16 protein-coding genes, 2 rRNA genes and 2 pseudogenes are annotated in these 15630 nt (G+C 44.7%); 14 read left to right on the forward strand and 6 right to left on the reverse strand.

The window, feature by feature from the left end; genetic code table 11:
• The 5 genes from ACE1CM_RS47090 to ACE1CM_RS47110 all read left to right on the forward strand — a co-directional run.
• Positions 1–138 (forward strand): 23S ribosomal RNA (locus tag ACE1CM_RS47090); the annotation flags it as partial.
• A 121-nt stretch (positions 139–259) separates the two neighbouring features.
• Positions 260–376, forward strand: a 5S ribosomal RNA gene (rrf, locus tag ACE1CM_RS47095).
• Positions 377–637: 261 nt separating this feature from the next.
• Positions 638–1369 carry an esterase/lipase family protein gene (locus ACE1CM_RS47100; RefSeq protein WP_374886540.1) on the forward strand — a complete coding sequence of 244 codons (732 nt, stop codon included), beginning with the start codon at positions 638–640 and terminating at the stop codon, positions 1367–1369.
• A gap of 337 nt (positions 1370–1706) precedes the next feature.
• A complete protein-coding gene (locus tag ACE1CM_RS47105) occupies positions 1707–1886 on the forward strand; it encodes a hypothetical protein (RefSeq protein WP_374886541.1) in 180 nt (59 codons plus the stop codon).
• A gap of 13 nt (positions 1887–1899) precedes the next feature.
• A complete protein-coding gene (locus tag ACE1CM_RS47110) occupies positions 1900–2172 on the forward strand; it encodes a hypothetical protein (protein WP_374886542.1) in 273 nt (90 codons plus the stop codon).
• A gap of 43 nt (positions 2173–2215) precedes the next feature.
• On the opposite strand, the gene ACE1CM_RS47115 is transcribed toward ACE1CM_RS47110, so the two are convergent.
• The 5 genes from ACE1CM_RS47115 to ACE1CM_RS47135 all read right to left on the reverse strand — a co-directional run bounded on the left by ACE1CM_RS47115 (position 2216) and on the right by ACE1CM_RS47135 (position 5174).
• Positions 2216–2521, reverse strand: a complete 306-nt coding sequence (locus ACE1CM_RS47115; protein ID WP_374886543.1) for a hypothetical protein — start codon at positions 2519–2521, stop codon at positions 2216–2218.
• 208 nt (positions 2522–2729) lie between these two features.
• Positions 2730–3614, reverse strand: coding sequence for a hypothetical protein (locus ACE1CM_RS47120; RefSeq protein ID WP_374886544.1), 885 nt, complete (start codon positions 3612–3614; stop codon positions 2730–2732).
• A 246-nt stretch (positions 3615–3860) separates the two neighbouring features.
• The gene (locus ACE1CM_RS47125; protein WP_374886545.1) at positions 3861–4100 is read right to left on the reverse strand and encodes a hypothetical protein; all 240 of its coding nucleotides are present in this window, start codon (positions 4098–4100) and stop codon (positions 3861–3863) included.
• Positions 4101–4347: 247 nt separating this feature from the next.
• Positions 4348–4650 carry a hypothetical protein gene (locus ACE1CM_RS47130; RefSeq protein ID WP_374886546.1) on the reverse strand — a complete coding sequence of 101 codons (303 nt, stop codon included), beginning with the start codon at positions 4648–4650 and terminating at the stop codon, positions 4348–4350.
• 269 nt (positions 4651–4919) lie between these two features.
• Positions 4920–5174, reverse strand: a complete 255-nt coding sequence (locus tag ACE1CM_RS47135; RefSeq protein WP_374886547.1) for a zinc ribbon domain-containing protein — start codon at positions 5172–5174, stop codon at positions 4920–4922.
• Between the two features lie 118 nt (positions 5175–5292).
• On the opposite strand from ACE1CM_RS47135, the gene ACE1CM_RS47140 reads away from it, so the two are divergent.
• The 4 genes from ACE1CM_RS47140 to ACE1CM_RS47155 all read left to right on the forward strand — a co-directional run bounded on the left by ACE1CM_RS47140 (position 5293) and on the right by ACE1CM_RS47155 (position 9464).
• Positions 5293–6012, forward strand: a complete 720-nt coding sequence (locus ACE1CM_RS47140) for a Fic family protein (RefSeq protein ID WP_374886548.1) — start codon at positions 5293–5295, stop codon at positions 6010–6012.
• 612 nt (positions 6013–6624) lie between these two features.
• Positions 6625–7893, forward strand: a complete 1269-nt coding sequence (locus tag ACE1CM_RS47145) for a glycosyltransferase (RefSeq protein ID WP_374886549.1) — start codon at positions 6625–6627, stop codon at positions 7891–7893.
• A gap of 85 nt (positions 7894–7978) precedes the next feature.
• A complete protein-coding gene (locus ACE1CM_RS47150; protein ID WP_374886550.1) occupies positions 7979–9034 on the forward strand; it encodes a hypothetical protein in 1056 nt (351 codons plus the stop codon).
• A gap of 46 nt (positions 9035–9080) precedes the next feature.
• A complete protein-coding gene (locus tag ACE1CM_RS47155; RefSeq protein ID WP_374886551.1) occupies positions 9081–9464 on the forward strand; it encodes a nuclear transport factor 2 family protein in 384 nt (127 codons plus the stop codon).
• A 353-nt stretch (positions 9465–9817) separates the two neighbouring features.
• On the opposite strand, the pseudogene ACE1CM_RS47160 reads toward ACE1CM_RS47155, so the two are convergent.
• Positions 9818–10666, reverse strand: a pseudogene (locus ACE1CM_RS47160) (Uma2 family endonuclease).
• 177 nt (positions 10667–10843) lie between these two features.
• Here ACE1CM_RS47160 and ACE1CM_RS47165 point away from each other — a divergent pair.
• The 5 genes and pseudogenes from ACE1CM_RS47165 to ACE1CM_RS47185 all read left to right on the forward strand — a co-directional run.
• A complete protein-coding gene (locus ACE1CM_RS47165) occupies positions 10844–11080 on the forward strand; it encodes a CopG family ribbon-helix-helix protein (protein WP_374886552.1) in 237 nt (78 codons plus the stop codon).
• On the forward strand, positions 11080–11382 hold the full coding sequence (locus ACE1CM_RS47170) for a type II toxin-antitoxin system PemK/MazF family toxin (RefSeq protein ID WP_374886553.1): 303 nt from the start codon (positions 11080–11082) through the stop codon (positions 11380–11382). The genes ACE1CM_RS47165 and ACE1CM_RS47170 overlap by 1 nt, the downstream gene beginning before the upstream one ends.
• Before the next feature lie 172 nt (positions 11383–11554).
• Positions 11555–12181 (forward strand): annotated as a pseudogene (locus ACE1CM_RS47175) (Uma2 family endonuclease); the annotation flags it as partial.
• Positions 12182–12375: 194 nt separating this feature from the next.
• Complete coding sequence (locus tag ACE1CM_RS47180) at positions 12376–13026, forward strand: hypothetical protein (protein WP_374886554.1); 651 nt, start codon at positions 12376–12378, stop codon at positions 13024–13026.
• Between the two features lie 278 nt (positions 13027–13304).
• The coding region (locus tag ACE1CM_RS47185) for an AAA family ATPase (protein WP_374886555.1) at positions 13305–15630 on the forward strand (2326 nt) is incomplete at its 3' end.

Raw genomic sequence — 15630 nt, forward strand, 5'->3', positions numbered from 1 at the left:
GGAAGCCCACCTCAAGATGAGTACTCTCATGGAGTTAATCCAGTAAGGTCACGGGTAGAACACCCGTTGATAGGCGTCAGGTGGAAGTGCAGTAATGTATGCAGCCAAGGCGTCCTAATAGACCGAGGGCTTGACCTCAAATATGATCGACAGTTGCTATGCGATCGCAAGGTTCTAAAAATTTTAGGAATCAGATTTTTAGGGTCAAATTGAAACTATCGAAAAATCAAAAATCTGTTATTAGCAATTAAAAAGCTTTCCTGGTGTTGTTAGCGTGGTGGAACCACACCGAACCATCCCGAACTCGGAGGTGAAACGCCGCAGCGGCGAAGATACTAGGCGGGTGACTGCCTGGGAAAATAGCTCGATGCCAGGATTAATATTTGATCGACTAACCCGACTAGGCTTGAAGCCATAGTCGGGTTAGTCGATTAAAGGGGCGCAACGACCCCCGGCAAAGCTGAATCAGGACGTTTGTTGGGATGCGATCGCAGCTTGAGGAAAAATTGCCTATGGCAATCAAACTGGGTTGATAAAATCTCTACCTGTGACGCTCCATCGGGTGTCTGCTCCCCCTTCAGAAGAGCGATCGCGCGTCCTATCCTAGAATTAAGCGATCGAACTCTACACTAATATTATGACCCAAAAAAATAACCGCAATCCAGTATTGCTAGTTCACGGCTTAAACGATACGGGGGCAGTCTTTGGCAAAATGGCTCCCTACTTGACAAATTTGGGCTGGTATGTATACGACCTAGACTTAATTCCTTGTAATGGCGATGCAAAACTCGACCATCTAGCGCGGCAAGTTGCATACTATATCAACAATACATTCGAGGCCGAACAACCCATCGATATTGTTGGTTTTAGTATGGGAGGAATTGTCAGCCGCTATTACATACAGCGATTGGGAGGCATTAACCGCGTGCAGCGCTTCATTACCATTGCTTCTCCCCATCGCGGCACTTTTGCTGCTTACACATCGACTCGCCCTGGTTGCCTCCAGATGCGTCCTAACAGTGAGTTTCTGTTGGACTTAAATAGAGATGTGGCTATGCTGGAGAAGCTTAACTTTACTTCCATCTGGACACCTTTGGATTTGATGATCCTCCCCGCTAATAGTTCCCAACTGCCAGTAGGAAAAGATGTTCAAGTATTGGTAGCAACCCATCCTTTAATGCTAACTGACAATCGAAGTTTACAGACAGTCGCGATGGCACTGACAGAACCCATTGTCAGGGAAAGGGAACATACAGATGGAGAGGGATCTAACAGTCAGCAGCAGGTCTTGAAACTGCCGCATGGGGGACAAGCAAGAGAAATTTCCTCTTGGCGCTTGTTTGACTTGTTAGGTAAAAAAATATGGTGAGTCATATAGGAATGCTAGTAAAACCTGTTAACTTGCATCGCCTACCTGTGCATAAGCCTCAGCGCCAAAAATTGCTTCTGGGTGACAGTAATATTTAAACTCCAACAAGTTATAAAACGGATTTTCTAAAAAGAATCCCCAGTAATTTAACTAACGGGGGTAGACTTGCTACGGCACAGGATACGACAGGGGCAAGTTATTGGGGGGGAAACCCTCAGACACCAACATCGGCTGATTCACTAGCCCCCTAAAATCCCAAGTGTCCCACTGGCTGTGACTTGCACAATATCTTGAGCTAAAAGCTCAAGATATGCTTCATAAAGTATGCGTTCATTTTATGCTTCAGAGATGTAGTCAAAGTAGAAAACTAATTCCTTCCATGTATTACATGAAAAAAGTTGTTAAACTAACGGTGTATTACATGGAAACGTTGATGTTAAAACGGGATATTCAGGCTAAATTTGCCCTCAAAAACGATGATTACCGTCAAGTGCGCTGTTTGAGACTATACGAATGACACATGGAAAGCATTGGGTATCGCTGCTCTTGGCTTAGGACTGACAAGAGCAGATTATTTAGAAGAGATGGTTAAAAGCAACAATCTACCAAGTAATACATCGAAAGAAAGCGACAGGTTTCGGCGTAATACACGGAGAGAGGAGCATCATGTTCAACAGCCTTCCGTTGTTGATTCGCATACACCTACACTGCCCAAGATGATAGAACTTGAGGCTTTACGCGACCAAGTGTTACAGGAACTAAAATTAGGTAAAGCCTCGATACAAAACAGCCTTCGCTCTTAATCAATTCATCGCTCTGTTGAGCAAAAGATTTTAGTTATTGTACTTACTCCCCAACTTGATATTGCTGTGGCTTGCGTTGCCCGACACTTCTTCTAAAATTTTTCTTGGGAAGTGGTTCAACAGTGGCTGGCTCAGTTGTTAAAGACACTACCTGAGCAACAGAACTTTGTGTATCTTGTGGCATTTCCATTGATACCACAGCAGGTTCCTTCTTCTTGCGAGAAAGTTTCTTCTTGGGTCCAGTTTGTTCTCCTGCTGCCTCAGTCACGGGTGTGGTCAAAAGTAGTTGGTGCGTGCGATCGCGAGCGCGTGCCGTCATGCGTATCGCGCCAAACCACCCCATTATCATATATATAACGAATAATAATGAGAATCAAACTCAGAGGGGAGAGACGAGCCATGCTCGTCTCTCATTTGGTTATATGATTCTCATTCTCATCAGAAAAAAAGGTTAAAATTGCGTCCGATTAATTGTATTCAAGTTGGGACAAACTTAACCACTTGAAAAAGGAGAAGTTTCTTGTCACTTTCAGCCAACAAGCTAAGGAGCAACCCACTTAAGAAAGAGCAACTTCTGGCGTCAATTTATCGCTAAATTTTTGAGCCATACCAATCTGAAACCAAAAAACATTCCACCAATCGTTAGCACGAATCACTCGCAGATCTAACATGGGATTAATCGTTGATGGATGCCAAGTAGCTCCTGGAATTTTTAGCCGTTTTTGCGGAATATAGCGATGGGCACTTTCAATTTCTCCTGACCCAATTGGTAGACCCATTGAGCGATACTTGTCATAATGAACAGCATCTTTAAACCGTTCTAAATATTTAGATAAATTCCCCACAGTTTGTTGGCCTTTTCCTGACCAACGTTTCAGACGGCTGATGACACTCTTAACATAACCCTTGTCGATGGAGTTTAAGGTACACTTAACCCAAAAAAAGCGCATGTCACTTGGGAGTGCCATTGCCTCAGCTGTGGCGTAAAGATGTTGTTTCAGATGTGGGCGGTCTAGAATAAATTGAAAATGGGAGAATTCCGTTTCCAGAGCTTCCCGTAAGCCATTTCCCCCATCAGCTAAGCCATAGACTAAGGTATAGGTTGATAGCCCTTGGTCAACGGCTGCACTTTTAAGTTGTTGTACTACTTCAGGATATTGTCGCATCCTAGCTACAAAAGTTCGTTGATCTTTTGACTCCGCACTGCGTGCAAAGCCGACTCTCACCTCCCGCCAATCGGTTTGGCGCTTACATTTTTTAATTTGGCGTAGCGGCGTTAATTCTTCAGTTTGAACTGACTTATGAATGCCCGTGCGAATGTGAGAGCCATCTAGTTCAACTACAATTCTATTCCAACCACATCTTCTCTTGGGAGGTTCTAAATTTTTGAAGTAGGTTGCTAATCCAAGTAATCGCTGCTCTACATATTGTTCAGCTACCAAAGCAATCTTTTCTACTTCTCTTCGGACAAGACTGCGTTCTAATCGAAAGCCATAATGCTCTTCAAATCGCTTGCAGGCTTGTCCAAATGATTCCTCTGCCCCAAAATCTGTTAAAGCCCGCTTGACTGCCGGTGAGTATTTTCCATGCTCAATCCCTAGTTTTTCTTGGACTGGACGGACTCCCCACCCTTGTTTTTTATGCCATAAATAAGGAGATTTAACTTCGACAATCCCAAAAATTACGACCTATTTAGCTCTCGAATACCGATGGACAACTACCCCGGGTTTTTTCACTTCTTGTGTAACTTGCTGTGCTAAGTTCTTCAATAACATTGACATGACTCGTAACCCAATTTCACGTAAGTGTTTACCGAGTTCACCATCTAGTTGACTCAGATTAACAGCCAAATTTAATTCTCGATCTTTGATGGCTTGAAACAAAAGTTGGCTGACTTGTTGGATAATATCACTATAGTCTTGATTCATGGCAGTGTCTAAGAAAAAAACATCTAATCAAGACACTGCCATATTCCTGGCTACTTTAAGTATAAATAAAGGTTTTTTCCCGTTGCACTCAATGAGAATGATAATCAAATAGAGGAGAGGGGAGAGACGAGCCATGCTCGTCTCTCCCCTCTGAGTTTGATTCTCATTATTATTCGTTATATATATGATAATGGGGTGGTTTGGCGCGATACGCATGACGGCACGCGCTCGCGATCGCACGCACCAACTACTTTTGACCACACCCCTCAGTCACAGAACTTGATGTATCCTGCGTCGTTTCCTGAGTGTCCTGCGTTGTTTCCATTACTGCCGCAGTAGATTCCTTCTTTTTGCGAGAAAGTCTCTTCTTTGGTTCCGGGCTACTGGTTATATTTTCTGGAGTAGGAGTAATAGTCTGTGCTGAAGAAGAGGACGAGGGTTTTTGGCGAGTAGATTTAGAGGTAGCTGAAGCAGTAGAAACCGATGCAACAGAAGATTTTGAACCAGGTGATAAATCCACAATACCACCGGGAACTGAAGTCGAAGTCATCCCCATCTGTAGTAAATGCCTTGACACTCTCCGGCCGTCCATGGGCGGAGATTCTTCAGATCTTTCAATCTTAATATCCCTAGTAGTAGGGTTCTCCGGGCTCACCACTCTTGCCACTAGGGCGTGGTGATACGCCAGTTGCTCCACTTGGGGAAACCCCTTGACCGCACTGGCTGTTCTCCTTACAGTTTTTTGGGCGTTTAGTGGTTTTACCCACAGGTTTCGTGCAGTCCACACGTACCATTTCTAACGCTCTATCTCGAATAGTTTTAGCTTGCCGTAATGTCGGCATGTGCGAAAAGCCCACAAGCAGAGCAGATGAATTTTTCACCCTCGCGATTGCTGCGATCTATATGACCGCAGTTTCTGCACTCAGTGCTGCAATGGGAGTGGTTGACTTTAATCGCGATCTTTCCTTGCTTTGCAGCGAGATACTCGCTCTTTAAAATCAACTCATTCCAAGCTGCATCCCTGATAGCGCGATTTAATCCTTTCTTCGTATAGTATACGATAGATCGTGGCATTACTAGCTTATTGATTGAACAATGAATCAATCTGGCGTTAATTCCGCATGGATCTACAGATCCTCCGGTCAAACAGGTAGTTTCTCTTATTAAGGATCAAGCAGCTGCAATTGAAGGATTGTTCGATTTCGTAGGCGGAAAAAGAACACTATCAAACTCTTATATAAAGCAGTTACATCAACTTCTAACTCAGAGCCAAGATAGTACAGAAGCTTTAGACCCACTTAGAGAAAAAATATTTCGCGTTTCTTTGATAAAAGGTGACTGGAAGCGTCAACCCAACAATCCTCTGGGACCAGATGGCACTGTTCATGAATACTGTCCTCCTGAGCAAGTTGCATCCGAGATGGACAGATTGATTGCGCTACATCATCAACATCGCGATCAAAGAGTTCCTCCTGAAATTGAATCAGCATGGTTGCACCACCGCTTGACACAAATTCATCCATTCCCAGACGGAAATGGTCGTGTTGCTCGTTGTCTAGCGAGTTTAGTTTTTATTCAAGCCAGTTGGTTTCCTCTGGTTCTCACCCGTGATGATCTAGCAGTCTACATCGCCGCCTTGGAACACGCATATCAAGGCGATTTATCCAACTTAATTAATCTCTTTGCCAAGAGCCAAAAGCCAGCTTTTTTGAGAAGTATTGGTTTATCAGAGCAAGTTCTTTCAGAGGCAAGAAGAACTCAATTTATCATTTCCTCCATCGCTGACAAATTGAAACAAAATCATTCAGCATCTATTCAAGATCGGTGTAATAAAGCTGAAATATTTGCCTCAAGCTTATTTGAGATAGCTTCTAATCGTTTACAATATTTTGCCGCTGAAATCAAACTATAACTTCAAAATTTGGTAATTGATGTAGAGCGAAAGGTTCGTAAGATTGATGCACCTATTGGTGACAAGTGTTCATATTTCCATTGCCACCAAGTTGTGGAAACAGCTAAACAGTTGGGAGACTTGGCAAATAATCGAAACTACCACACTGGGATCCAATTAGTTATTAATGTAGAAACATCAACAACACTTCTTCTTTCATTCCATGTTCTCGGGCATGAATAACGAGGGTTACTTGTATGTACTGCATGTGCTTACCATAGAGATGATTCTGAGGAAGGTGAACGCAATATCAGCGATATTCAGTCTTTAACAGATTCTCCATTCCAGTTTTCCTACGCAGATGAAGAAGAGAATTTAATAGAACGTTTCAAGCAGTGGTTAGAAGATGTAATTTTGACTGGCTTAGAGTACTGGAACAAGAGTATTTAAGGGAGGTAGTACAGTACTGTATGAGAAGCGGCGCGGCACAACAAATCGTTGGCTCCGACAGCCGAGAGAACTACCCACCAATCGATCGACTAGCAAAAACTCAAAAGTCTGTGGTGCAATTGAGAAAATTTAAAATCAAGCAATAATGTTTATGCGGGTACTGCCGAGTAAGAGGCTTTCAGAGTGAGTCGGATTGTTTTAACCACGATTGGTTCCTTTGGCGATTTGCATCCCAAAATTGCCCTCGCGCTTGAATTACGAAAGCGCGGTCACGATGTGGTCTTTGCAACGCACAAAGAATATCAGCGCCTAATTGCAGCCTTGGGATTTGAGTTTCATCGGATGCGCCCTGACAACACCGCGCTTAGCGATCCTCAAGAGATGGCGCGGATGATGGATCTGAAAACGGGTACGGAGTATGTCATCCGCCATTGGGTTTGTGCGAGTTTACGCGAAACCTACACAGATTTAATGCACATTGCAAAAGATGCAGATTTCATCATTGCGGGTGAAGGGGTGGTGGCGGCTCGATTGGTTGCAGAAAAATTAGGGATTCCCTGGGCGTTTGCTGTCCTACAACCAGCCTCATTTATGTCAGTTTACGACCCATCTGTTATCCCTGTATTTCCATTTGCCAAACTGCGCCAGCTGGGTTCTATCGTCAACCGAGGCATTATTCAGTTATCCAAAATAATTGCTAAATCTTGGGCAGAACCGATTCATCAACTGCGACGGGAACTCGGCTTGCCGTCCCTCGTTGGCAATCCCTTCATTGATGATAAGTATTCTCGCTACCTTGTGCTGGCAATGTTCTCGCCAGCATTTGCCAAACCTCAACCGGATTGGGCAGCAAATACGGTGATTACAGGATTTACATTCTATGATGGCAGCGAGGGTGGAGCGAAACTCACACCAGAACTAGAGCAATTTTTAGATGCAGGTGAAGCCCCGATTGTTTTCACCCTTGGTTCAGCAGCAGTCATGTTTCCTGGTAACTTTTACCAAGAAAGCATTCAAGCTGCAAAGCTACTAAACCGCCGTGCAGTTTTGCTAATTGGTAATAATGCAGCTCCAGAAAATCTTTCAGAAGACATCATTGCAGTCAGCTATGCGCCATATTCTCAAATTTTTGCTCGTGCTTGTGCAATTGTGCATCAAGGCGGGATTGGCACAACCGCTCAGGCATTACGGGCAGGTCGTCCCACGCTTGTGATGCCCTATAGTCACGACCAACCCGACAATGCAGCACGAGTCGAACGATTAGGAACATCGCGCACCATTTCCCGTCAACATTATTCTGCAACGCGAGTTGCGAAGGAGTTAGGCGAATTGTTAGATAATACTAGCTATGCAGCAAAAGCAGCAGAGATTGGGTGTATTTTGCAAGCAGAAAATGGTGTATGCGTGGCCTGTGATGCGATTGAAAAACAGCTTGGAGAATCGGAAAATTAGATGAAATATCGTTCTGAATCTATCTAAATAATGTATTGATGTTGTAGATTTAAAGTTTCACATTTTCTAACAAGGTTTGTATCCTATGATGTCGAAAAAGTGGGGTTCTTATCCCTCTATCGTTACAATAGTTGTTCTCGCAGGTTTAGTTGGGGCGATCGCACCTGGATATACAAGCTTTGCGACTCCTAGCGTGCAGCAAGGCAAAAACAACCCAAGTATCAATACTCCAAGTGGAACTGTTAATACCCAAAATGAGGAAGTTCAAGCCAATACAGAGAATTCTCCCAATGCTCCCGATCGGTTTGGTCTTCAAGAAGGTATGCCATATAAGAAAGCACGAGAAGTTCTAATTCAAAAAGGTTGGCAACCTCACTTACTGGGTGATGCGCCTAACCTTAACGATACTTCTGTCAGAGAGTTATTTGATTTGGGATATCAGGAGGTTAAAGACTGTTCTGGAACAGGACTGGGGCCTTGTCGGTTTGAGTTTACCAATGCAGCAGGAGAATTGTTAGCTGTATCAGCGATAACGGCAGGAGCTAGCAATAGAGAACGTCAAGTTTGGCGTTGGTTCATTGAGAAAAGGACGGACAATCAACAAAGCTCATTGTCTCCTGACGCCACACAGAACCTGCCATTCGTAGGAACTAGATTTTTTAATTTTATAGGTGGAAATGGAACTGGTCAATCAATTACCATTCAAGCCGATGGAACGACTATAATTAAAAGTCATGGTACAGTTAGCAGTTCAGTTGAATATAGGGGAAAATTCTCAAATAGAATCAGATTGGAGAATGGATTTGGCTTAATTTTAAATGATGATAAAATATATAGCTTATCCCCTAATGGACAAATAGGTAAAGGCTGTAAGGGGGAAGGAACGCTCTGTGAGTCAGATCTTTACCAACCTCCTATTGCAGAGGGTTTGTATATCATCGGAGGAACGGATCAGGGTTTAGAAGTCAAAGGGAAACAGTATCGATATTACGACGAGGGAGGGGAGAAAGAGTGGAGACGCATTTCTGAGTTGAGTTACGTCAGCGATGGTGTGGTATTTGATGGAAAAAATTATTGGTGCATATCTCCTAGAACAGAAGCAGGAGTATGCTCTGAAAATGGATGGACTCCAGTCAGATAAAGTGCAATTTCGACAGCATCAGGACTTACATCAAACAACAAACAGTATGGACGCTACCCGCAAAGCCCAGATCCTCGCCTGCGAGAAAAGTCTCTTGGAAGCGATGAAAACCAGTAACGTGGAACTTTTGGATCTACTGCTTCACGACGATCTCCTGTTCAATGGACCGACTGGCGAAACGGCAACCAAAGCGATGGATATGAAAAATTACCGTTCGGGAAACATCAACTTGCATACAGTTGAAGCGAGCGATCAAATGCTAAGTTCGATCGGGGACGACGTTGTTGTTGCCGTCACGGTAGAGATCAAAGGAAACTATTTAGGGCAGGAAATTGATGGTAAATTCCGCTATCTCAGGGTTTGGAAGCTATTTGAAAATAACTGGAAAGCGATCGCAGGCAGCGTCGTAGCGCTGAGTAGCGACAGCTGAAGAAAAATACAGCTACTGCCAAAGCTCAAATCAGATCGGGAGCGAGCCATTGCGATCGCAAATAGGTGCTGAGTTCAAGATTACTCGCCGCCGCTGATTGCAACCGTTGTGCCGCTTCGTTCTAGGTCATGGCAGCGGTTTGGAGGTTATTCTTTGTATTCAAAGTTAAGTGAATTGGAGCGGATTGGTTGGGCGGTTGCTTAGAAGTTATCGGTGAAGCGATCGCAACGATAATTTGAGTTGAGCTGTTAAGCTATGCAATGGCAAGCAATTCAATTTTGGGTAGGCAAGCCTGTGGCTAAAGTTCACTTACGCAAAGTAACGCGAGAGAATTTCCGAGAATGCCTGAATCTTCAGGTGACAGAGTTGCAGAAGGGGTTAGTCGCAACCACCACCCAGTCTCTTGCACAACGCTCTTTCTGTTCTCGTTCTCGATCGGCCCGCTCTCGCTCAGCTTCAGCGCGTTGCCGTTCGGCTTCAGCGCGTTGCCGTTCCTGTTCGGCGTGCAGGCGCTCCAGCCTAGCGCGTTCGCTCCCGGTCAACAACAAATTCGCTTCGCTATCCCACCAGCGCAACCATTGTTGGGTTTGATTTTGATAGCTGCCTTCCCAGACACCTAATTCTACACCCATCAGGTCGATTGGATAATGTCCGCGATCGTTCGACTCCAAACGACGATAGCGAGTATTCACCCAGTTGTAGACTTCCAGTTCGCTGGTTTGGAAGATGTAGATAGCGTAGTAGGGATTCCGGATAATTTGCTCGTAAACCCAAAACTTGCCCGGTTTCTGGTTTCCCCCTTCCGGTAAGCGAGATCAGGGAGTGTTGTCCCGTTCTTCAGAACCATCGCCGCTGGCGAATTCAATGGCAATCAGCGGCACAATATACTCGCGCCACAGCACGTAGGAGCGCCGATATTGCCCGTTTAATCGGGGCGGGACGTTGGGAACGTAGAACCAGTCAGGAGCTTCTGCGCCGCGTTCGGGAGGGTCGGTTTCGCGCCAGTAGATGCCACAATCTTGCCCGATGGCATACTGTCCGTCTGGGTGCAGGGTTTGCAGTGTAATTTCTAAAGCATCGGTGAGCAGTATGCTCTGGGGATGTTCTTGAAAGTTTTTCACAAACGTGCCGTCAGATTCGGGGAGCTGCGTGTGGTCGGGAAAGGCGGGGGGCAACCCTGTGGGGTTGAGACTTTGAGTCATGGGATGTTGAAAGGACAGATGTTTTATTACAGCATAGCGATTGGTTTATCTGCCGCCGCTGAGTTTTGCCTTTATCTTGCTTTGTTTCTGGGCTAGGATGTTACTTCAAGTTATCTGTAATTACGCCAATGATGAAAAGTCGATAATATCAGGGTATAAATTTTGTTATACAAGTTTATGAAAACAGCGATTTCAATCCCCGATCCTCTCTTTGAGGCTGCTGAACAATTTGCAAAACGGATGGGGTTATCCCGTAGTGAGCTTTACGCTGTGGCACTTCAAGAATACTTGCAAGCGCATAAACAAGATCAAATCACTCAACAGTTGGATGCTGTATATGCCGATGAAGACAGCAGCCTTGATCCGCTCTTGGTAAAGCTACAAGCCCATACCTTATCTAAGGAAAATTGGTGATGCAGCGAGGTGAAATTTGGTGGGCAGACCTGCCAACGCCTGTCACTTCTGAACCAGGATATCGTAGACCTGTTCTGATCGTTCAATCAGATGAGTTTAATCGCAGTCGAATTCCGACTGTTATTGCTGTTGTGCTAACCACTAATCTTCGATTGGTTGAGGCTCCAGGCAACGTTTTGGTGACAACAGATGAAACTGGATTACCCCAAGACTCAGTTGTGAAACCAAGTGATTACGGTGGACAAGTCTTTTTTGATCGAGCAGGTCAGTCAAGTAAGCGATCGCGCGATCTGGCTTGTTGACGAAGGGCTTCGTTTAGTTCTTGCATTATAGGGTTTGAGTTGCGCCAGCAAGATAACAAGTCGATGAAACTGGATTGGTTGATCGCAAATTTCGACTAAAAACTAAGAGCGATCGCCCACACCAACCTTGTTATCATCGCAATTAGCGGCTGCAAAAGGAGAGCTTCAGACTATGTTTGCCCTCGTCTCACCAGAAAAAATTCAATTGCCTGCGGGGTCGGTAGTGCGATTGCCTGCAACTTGGCAAGATTATCAGAGTTTGTGCGATCGCCGGGGAGATGGTTCTCACCCGCGCCTCAAATATCGCAATGGAGAAGTACTGCTGATGTCTCCTTTGCTGGTACATGGAAAAGATGCCCATCTGATTGCCAGTATTGTCACAACCCTTTTGGATTGGGATGGGCGAGAATACGATGGGTTTACGCCTGTGACCATGACATTGCCAGAAGAAAGCGGCATTGAACCAGACTATTGCTTTTACATTAATAACTGGCAAACAGTGTGCGGCAAAAAGCGGATTGACTGGCAAAACGATCCGCCGCCAGATTTAGTCATCGAAATTGATGTCACCAGTTATTCTGACGTGCAAGATTATCTTCCCTATCAGGTTCCTGAAGTATGGCTATTTAAGCAGCAGCAACTATTAATTTACCAGTTGCAAGGTGCAGAATATCAACTTCAAACCCAAAGTCTCTATTTTCCAGACTTTGATTTACAAAGCGCGATGGCTCGCTGTATAGAAATTGCTTACCAACGCAACACCAGTGCTGCCATCCGGGATTTGAAACAACAACTAGGTGAATTACCCACCAATCGCTCGACTGGCAAAAACTCAAAAGCTTGTGGTGCGAACGCGAGTGCGTGCCTTTGGCATATCCCATGGCAGTTCTCTAACAATTACCAGTCCTATAGAGCTATTAATGTCTTAGTGCAGAGCGATTCATTTCCAGGCTGTGCAGTTATTTCTTAACAGACGCTTAGACCTTAAAACAAATGTACGATTATCGCGCTATTTTGAATCGGGTGGGTATTGTGCTAATCGCGATTGGCATTCTCGATATCGCGTATGGGATCTATTGCATATCACAAGGTCAGAGCTATTCCTCCATATTGAACTTAGCTGTGGTGGCGGGTGTGTTTCTCCTACGGGGTAGCCTACGTGCCGTTCACATCGTTACTTGGTTCGCCGCTTTCACGCTCTCTAACTTCGTTAGCATACTCATACTGCTTCCCTTTTTGCAGCCAGCAGAACTTTGGGCAACTGAATTTCGCCTCGATTTGGTCGGTCTTTGTATGTCGCTTCTAGTTAGAATTACGTCGATCGCCGTTGTTTTTTGGGTCTACACACAGCTGCGAACTGCACCTGTAGTGTCGGCAAGCATTAGATATGGTCATTCTGCCTCCACTCCGAAGCTGGCATTCATCCTTGGGGTAGCGAGCGCAATTTTACCTGTTGGCATGATGCACTTGACGCGAGGTAGCGCAGCTGGAGCTAAAGCAGTGGAGGTAGCCCGTGCCAAATACGGAGAAGACTACAAGTATCATCTCACAGGCATGTACTGGTCGAATGGGAATGTAAGAGCTAGCCTCACCGCATACAACGAACAGGAGATCAAACCCGTTCAAGTAGAGTGGAAGCAGTGAAATTTTCTCCCCCCACCCCCAAAGCAGCTTCCATGCAAGTTCCGCTGCCATCCGGGATTTGAAGCAACAACTAGGTGAATTATCGACTGGCAAAAACTCAAAAGCTTGTGGTGCGAACGCGAGTGCGTGCCTTTGGCATATCCCATGGCAGTTTTGTAACAATTACCAACCCTATGTCAGCAAAAAAACTGAGTTGGTGTTGAGTTTGCCGATTTGTTAGCGCGACTGCCCGTTAGGGCATAATAACCTTGATATTGCGTCAAATGAGGTCAGTGCCGATGAATACCATCGTCAACACAACCGTTGCTCTACCTGGCTATCGTTTAGTCGATCTACTGTATTGTGGCAGTAGAACCGTTGTCTACCGGGGTATTCGATTGGTGGATGACCAACCAGTCGCCCTCAAACTGCTGCAACAAGACTATCCGACCTTCCACGATCTGTTACAGTTTCGCAATCAATACACAATCGCCAAAAACCTCGACATTCCTGGAATTGTCCATCCTTACAGCTTAGAACCGTACCGCAACAGCTACGCGCTGGTGATGGAAGACTTTGGCGGCGTATCGCTGCGAGACTATACTCGTAACCAGACACTGGCGATCGCACAAGTGTTGCAAATCGCCCTGCAAGTGGCTCAAATCCTGCACGACTTGCACGCCTCTCGCGTCATCCACAAAGATATTAAACCTGCCAATATTCTGATCCATCCAGAGACAAAACAAGTCAAACTGATCGACTTTTCCATCGCCTCACTTCTGCCAAAGGAAACCCAAGAAATCAAAAACCCCAATCGATTGGAAGGAACGCTGGCATATCTTTCCCCCGAACAAACCGGACGGATGAATCGGGGGATTGACTACCGCAGTGATTTCTATAACTTGGGAGTGATGCTGTTTGAATTGTTCACCGGACAATTGCCCTTCCAATCCGATGACGCGATGGAGTTGGTGCATTGCCACATTGCCAAGCAACCGCCTTCTTTGGCTAAATTCAACATTCCAGAAGCTTGCGATCAAATCGTGGCGAAACTGATGGCAAAGAATGCCGAAGATCGCTATCAGAGTGCCTTGGGGTTGAAACACGATCTGCACAATTGTCTCACCCAGCTAGAGGAAACAGGTAAAATCTCGCCGTTTGAGATTGGGACGCAGGATTTGTGCGATCGCTTTACTATCCCCGAAAAACTCTACGGTCGAGAAAAAGAAGTCTCGCAACTATTAGCTGCGTTTGATAGAGTTAGCGATCCCCCCCTGTCCCCCCTGACTAAAGGACGGACAGAAATGATGCTAGTTGCTGGATTTTCTGGAATTGGGAAAACCGCAGTCGTGAATGAAGTTCATAAACCGATTGTCAGACAAAGGGGTTATTTTATCAAAGGCAAATATGACCAATTTCAACGTAATATTCCCTTTAGTGCTTTTGTGCAAGCATTCCGCGACTTAATCGGGCAATTACTATCAGAATCAGATGAGCAATTGCCAATCTGGACAACCAATATTCTCGCAGCAGTAGGAGACAACGGACAAGTTTTAATTGACGTGATTCCTGAATTAGAAAAAATCATCGGTAAACAGCCACCAGCCACAGAATTATCAGGAACAGCAGCCCAAAATCGCTTTAATTTACTATTGCATAAATTTGTCCAAGTCTTCACCAGAAAAGAACATCCCTTAGTGATGTTTTTAGATGACTTGCAATGGGCAGATTCCGCATCGCTTTCTTTGCTAAAATTATTGATGCAAGATCCAGAACATCTATTAATATTAGGCGCTTATCGAGATAATGAAGTATCACCAGTACATCCATTCATTTTAACAGTGGATGAAATTGTCAAAACTGGAGCAACGGTTAATAAAATTACTTTACCACCGTTAAGCGAAACCGATCTGAATCGGTTAGTGGCAGATCCGCTGAATTGTGAATCATCGCTTGCCCAACCTTTGACAAAATTAGTCTATCAAAAAACTCAAGGTAATCCTTTCTTTGCGACTCAGTTTCTCAAAGCATTACATGATGATAAGTTAATTAAGTTTATCCCCCCTCAGTCCCCCTTTACTAAGAGGGGAAGTCAAGGGGGGTGGGAATGCGATATTGCCCAAGTCAACGCCTTAGCAATTACTGATGATGTCGTTGAATTCATGACGGTGCAATTACAGAAATTGCCAACAGAAACTCAGGATATTCTTAAACTAGCGGCTTGTATTGGGGCGCAGTTTGATTTGAATACATTAGGAATTATCAGCGAGAGATCGCAGGAAAGTACGGCTACAGCTTTATGGAAAGCATTGCAAGAAGGTTTGGTGATTCCTACTACCGAAATCTATAAGTTCTTTACCCAATCTGATAGTAATGAAGTCTTTAAGGCTTCCGCTAATCCGACTTATCGATTTTTGCACGATCGTGTCCAACAAGCCGCTTATTCATTAATTCCTGAAGACCAAAAACAGGCGACTCATCTCAAAATCGGAAAACTACTCCAACAAAACTTATCAGAGATAGAAAAAGAGGAAAAGCTGTTTGATATTGTCGGGCATTTAAATTTAGGAATTGAGTTGATTGCTCAACCCAGTGAACGGGAAGCCTTAGCCAGACTTAACTTAG

The organism is Microseira sp. BLCC-F43 (assembly GCF_041929235.1).
In the GTDB taxonomy this organism is placed as follows: Bacteria; Cyanobacteriota; Cyanobacteriia; order Cyanobacteriales; family Aerosakkonemataceae; genus Microseira.

Coding starts and splice junctions, on each gene's coding strand:
- ACE1CM_RS47130 (WP_374886546.1), bottom strand. CDS start 4,650: ATGACTTCGACTTCAGTTCCCGGTGGTATTGTGGATTTATCACCTGGT.
- ACE1CM_RS47170 (WP_374886553.1), top strand. CDS start 11,080: ATGCAGCGAGGTGAAATTTGGTGGGCAGACCTGCCAACGCCTGTCACT.
- ACE1CM_RS47135 (WP_374886547.1), bottom strand. CDS start 5,174: ATGCCACGATCTATCGTATACTATACGAAGAAAGGATTAAATCGCGCT.
- ACE1CM_RS47125 (WP_374886545.1), bottom strand. CDS start 4,100: ATGAATCAAGACTATAGTGATATTATCCAACAAGTCAGCCAACTTTTG.
- ACE1CM_RS47155 (WP_374886551.1), top strand. CDS start 9,081: ATGGACGCTACCCGCAAAGCCCAGATCCTCGCCTGCGAGAAAAGTCTC.
- ACE1CM_RS47150 (WP_374886550.1), top strand. CDS start 7,979: ATGATGTCGAAAAAGTGGGGTTCTTATCCCTCTATCGTTACAATAGTT.
- ACE1CM_RS47105 (WP_374886541.1), top strand. CDS start 1,707: ATGCTTCAGAGATGTAGTCAAAGTAGAAAACTAATTCCTTCCATGTAT.
- ACE1CM_RS47100 (WP_374886540.1), top strand. CDS start 638: ATGACCCAAAAAAATAACCGCAATCCAGTATTGCTAGTTCACGGCTTA.
- ACE1CM_RS47165 (WP_374886552.1), top strand. CDS start 10,844: ATGAAAACAGCGATTTCAATCCCCGATCCTCTCTTTGAGGCTGCTGAA.
- ACE1CM_RS47180 (WP_374886554.1), top strand. CDS start 12,376: ATGTACGATTATCGCGCTATTTTGAATCGGGTGGGTATTGTGCTAATC.
- ACE1CM_RS47115 (WP_374886543.1), bottom strand. CDS start 2,521: ATGATAATGGGGTGGTTTGGCGCGATACGCATGACGGCACGCGCTCGC.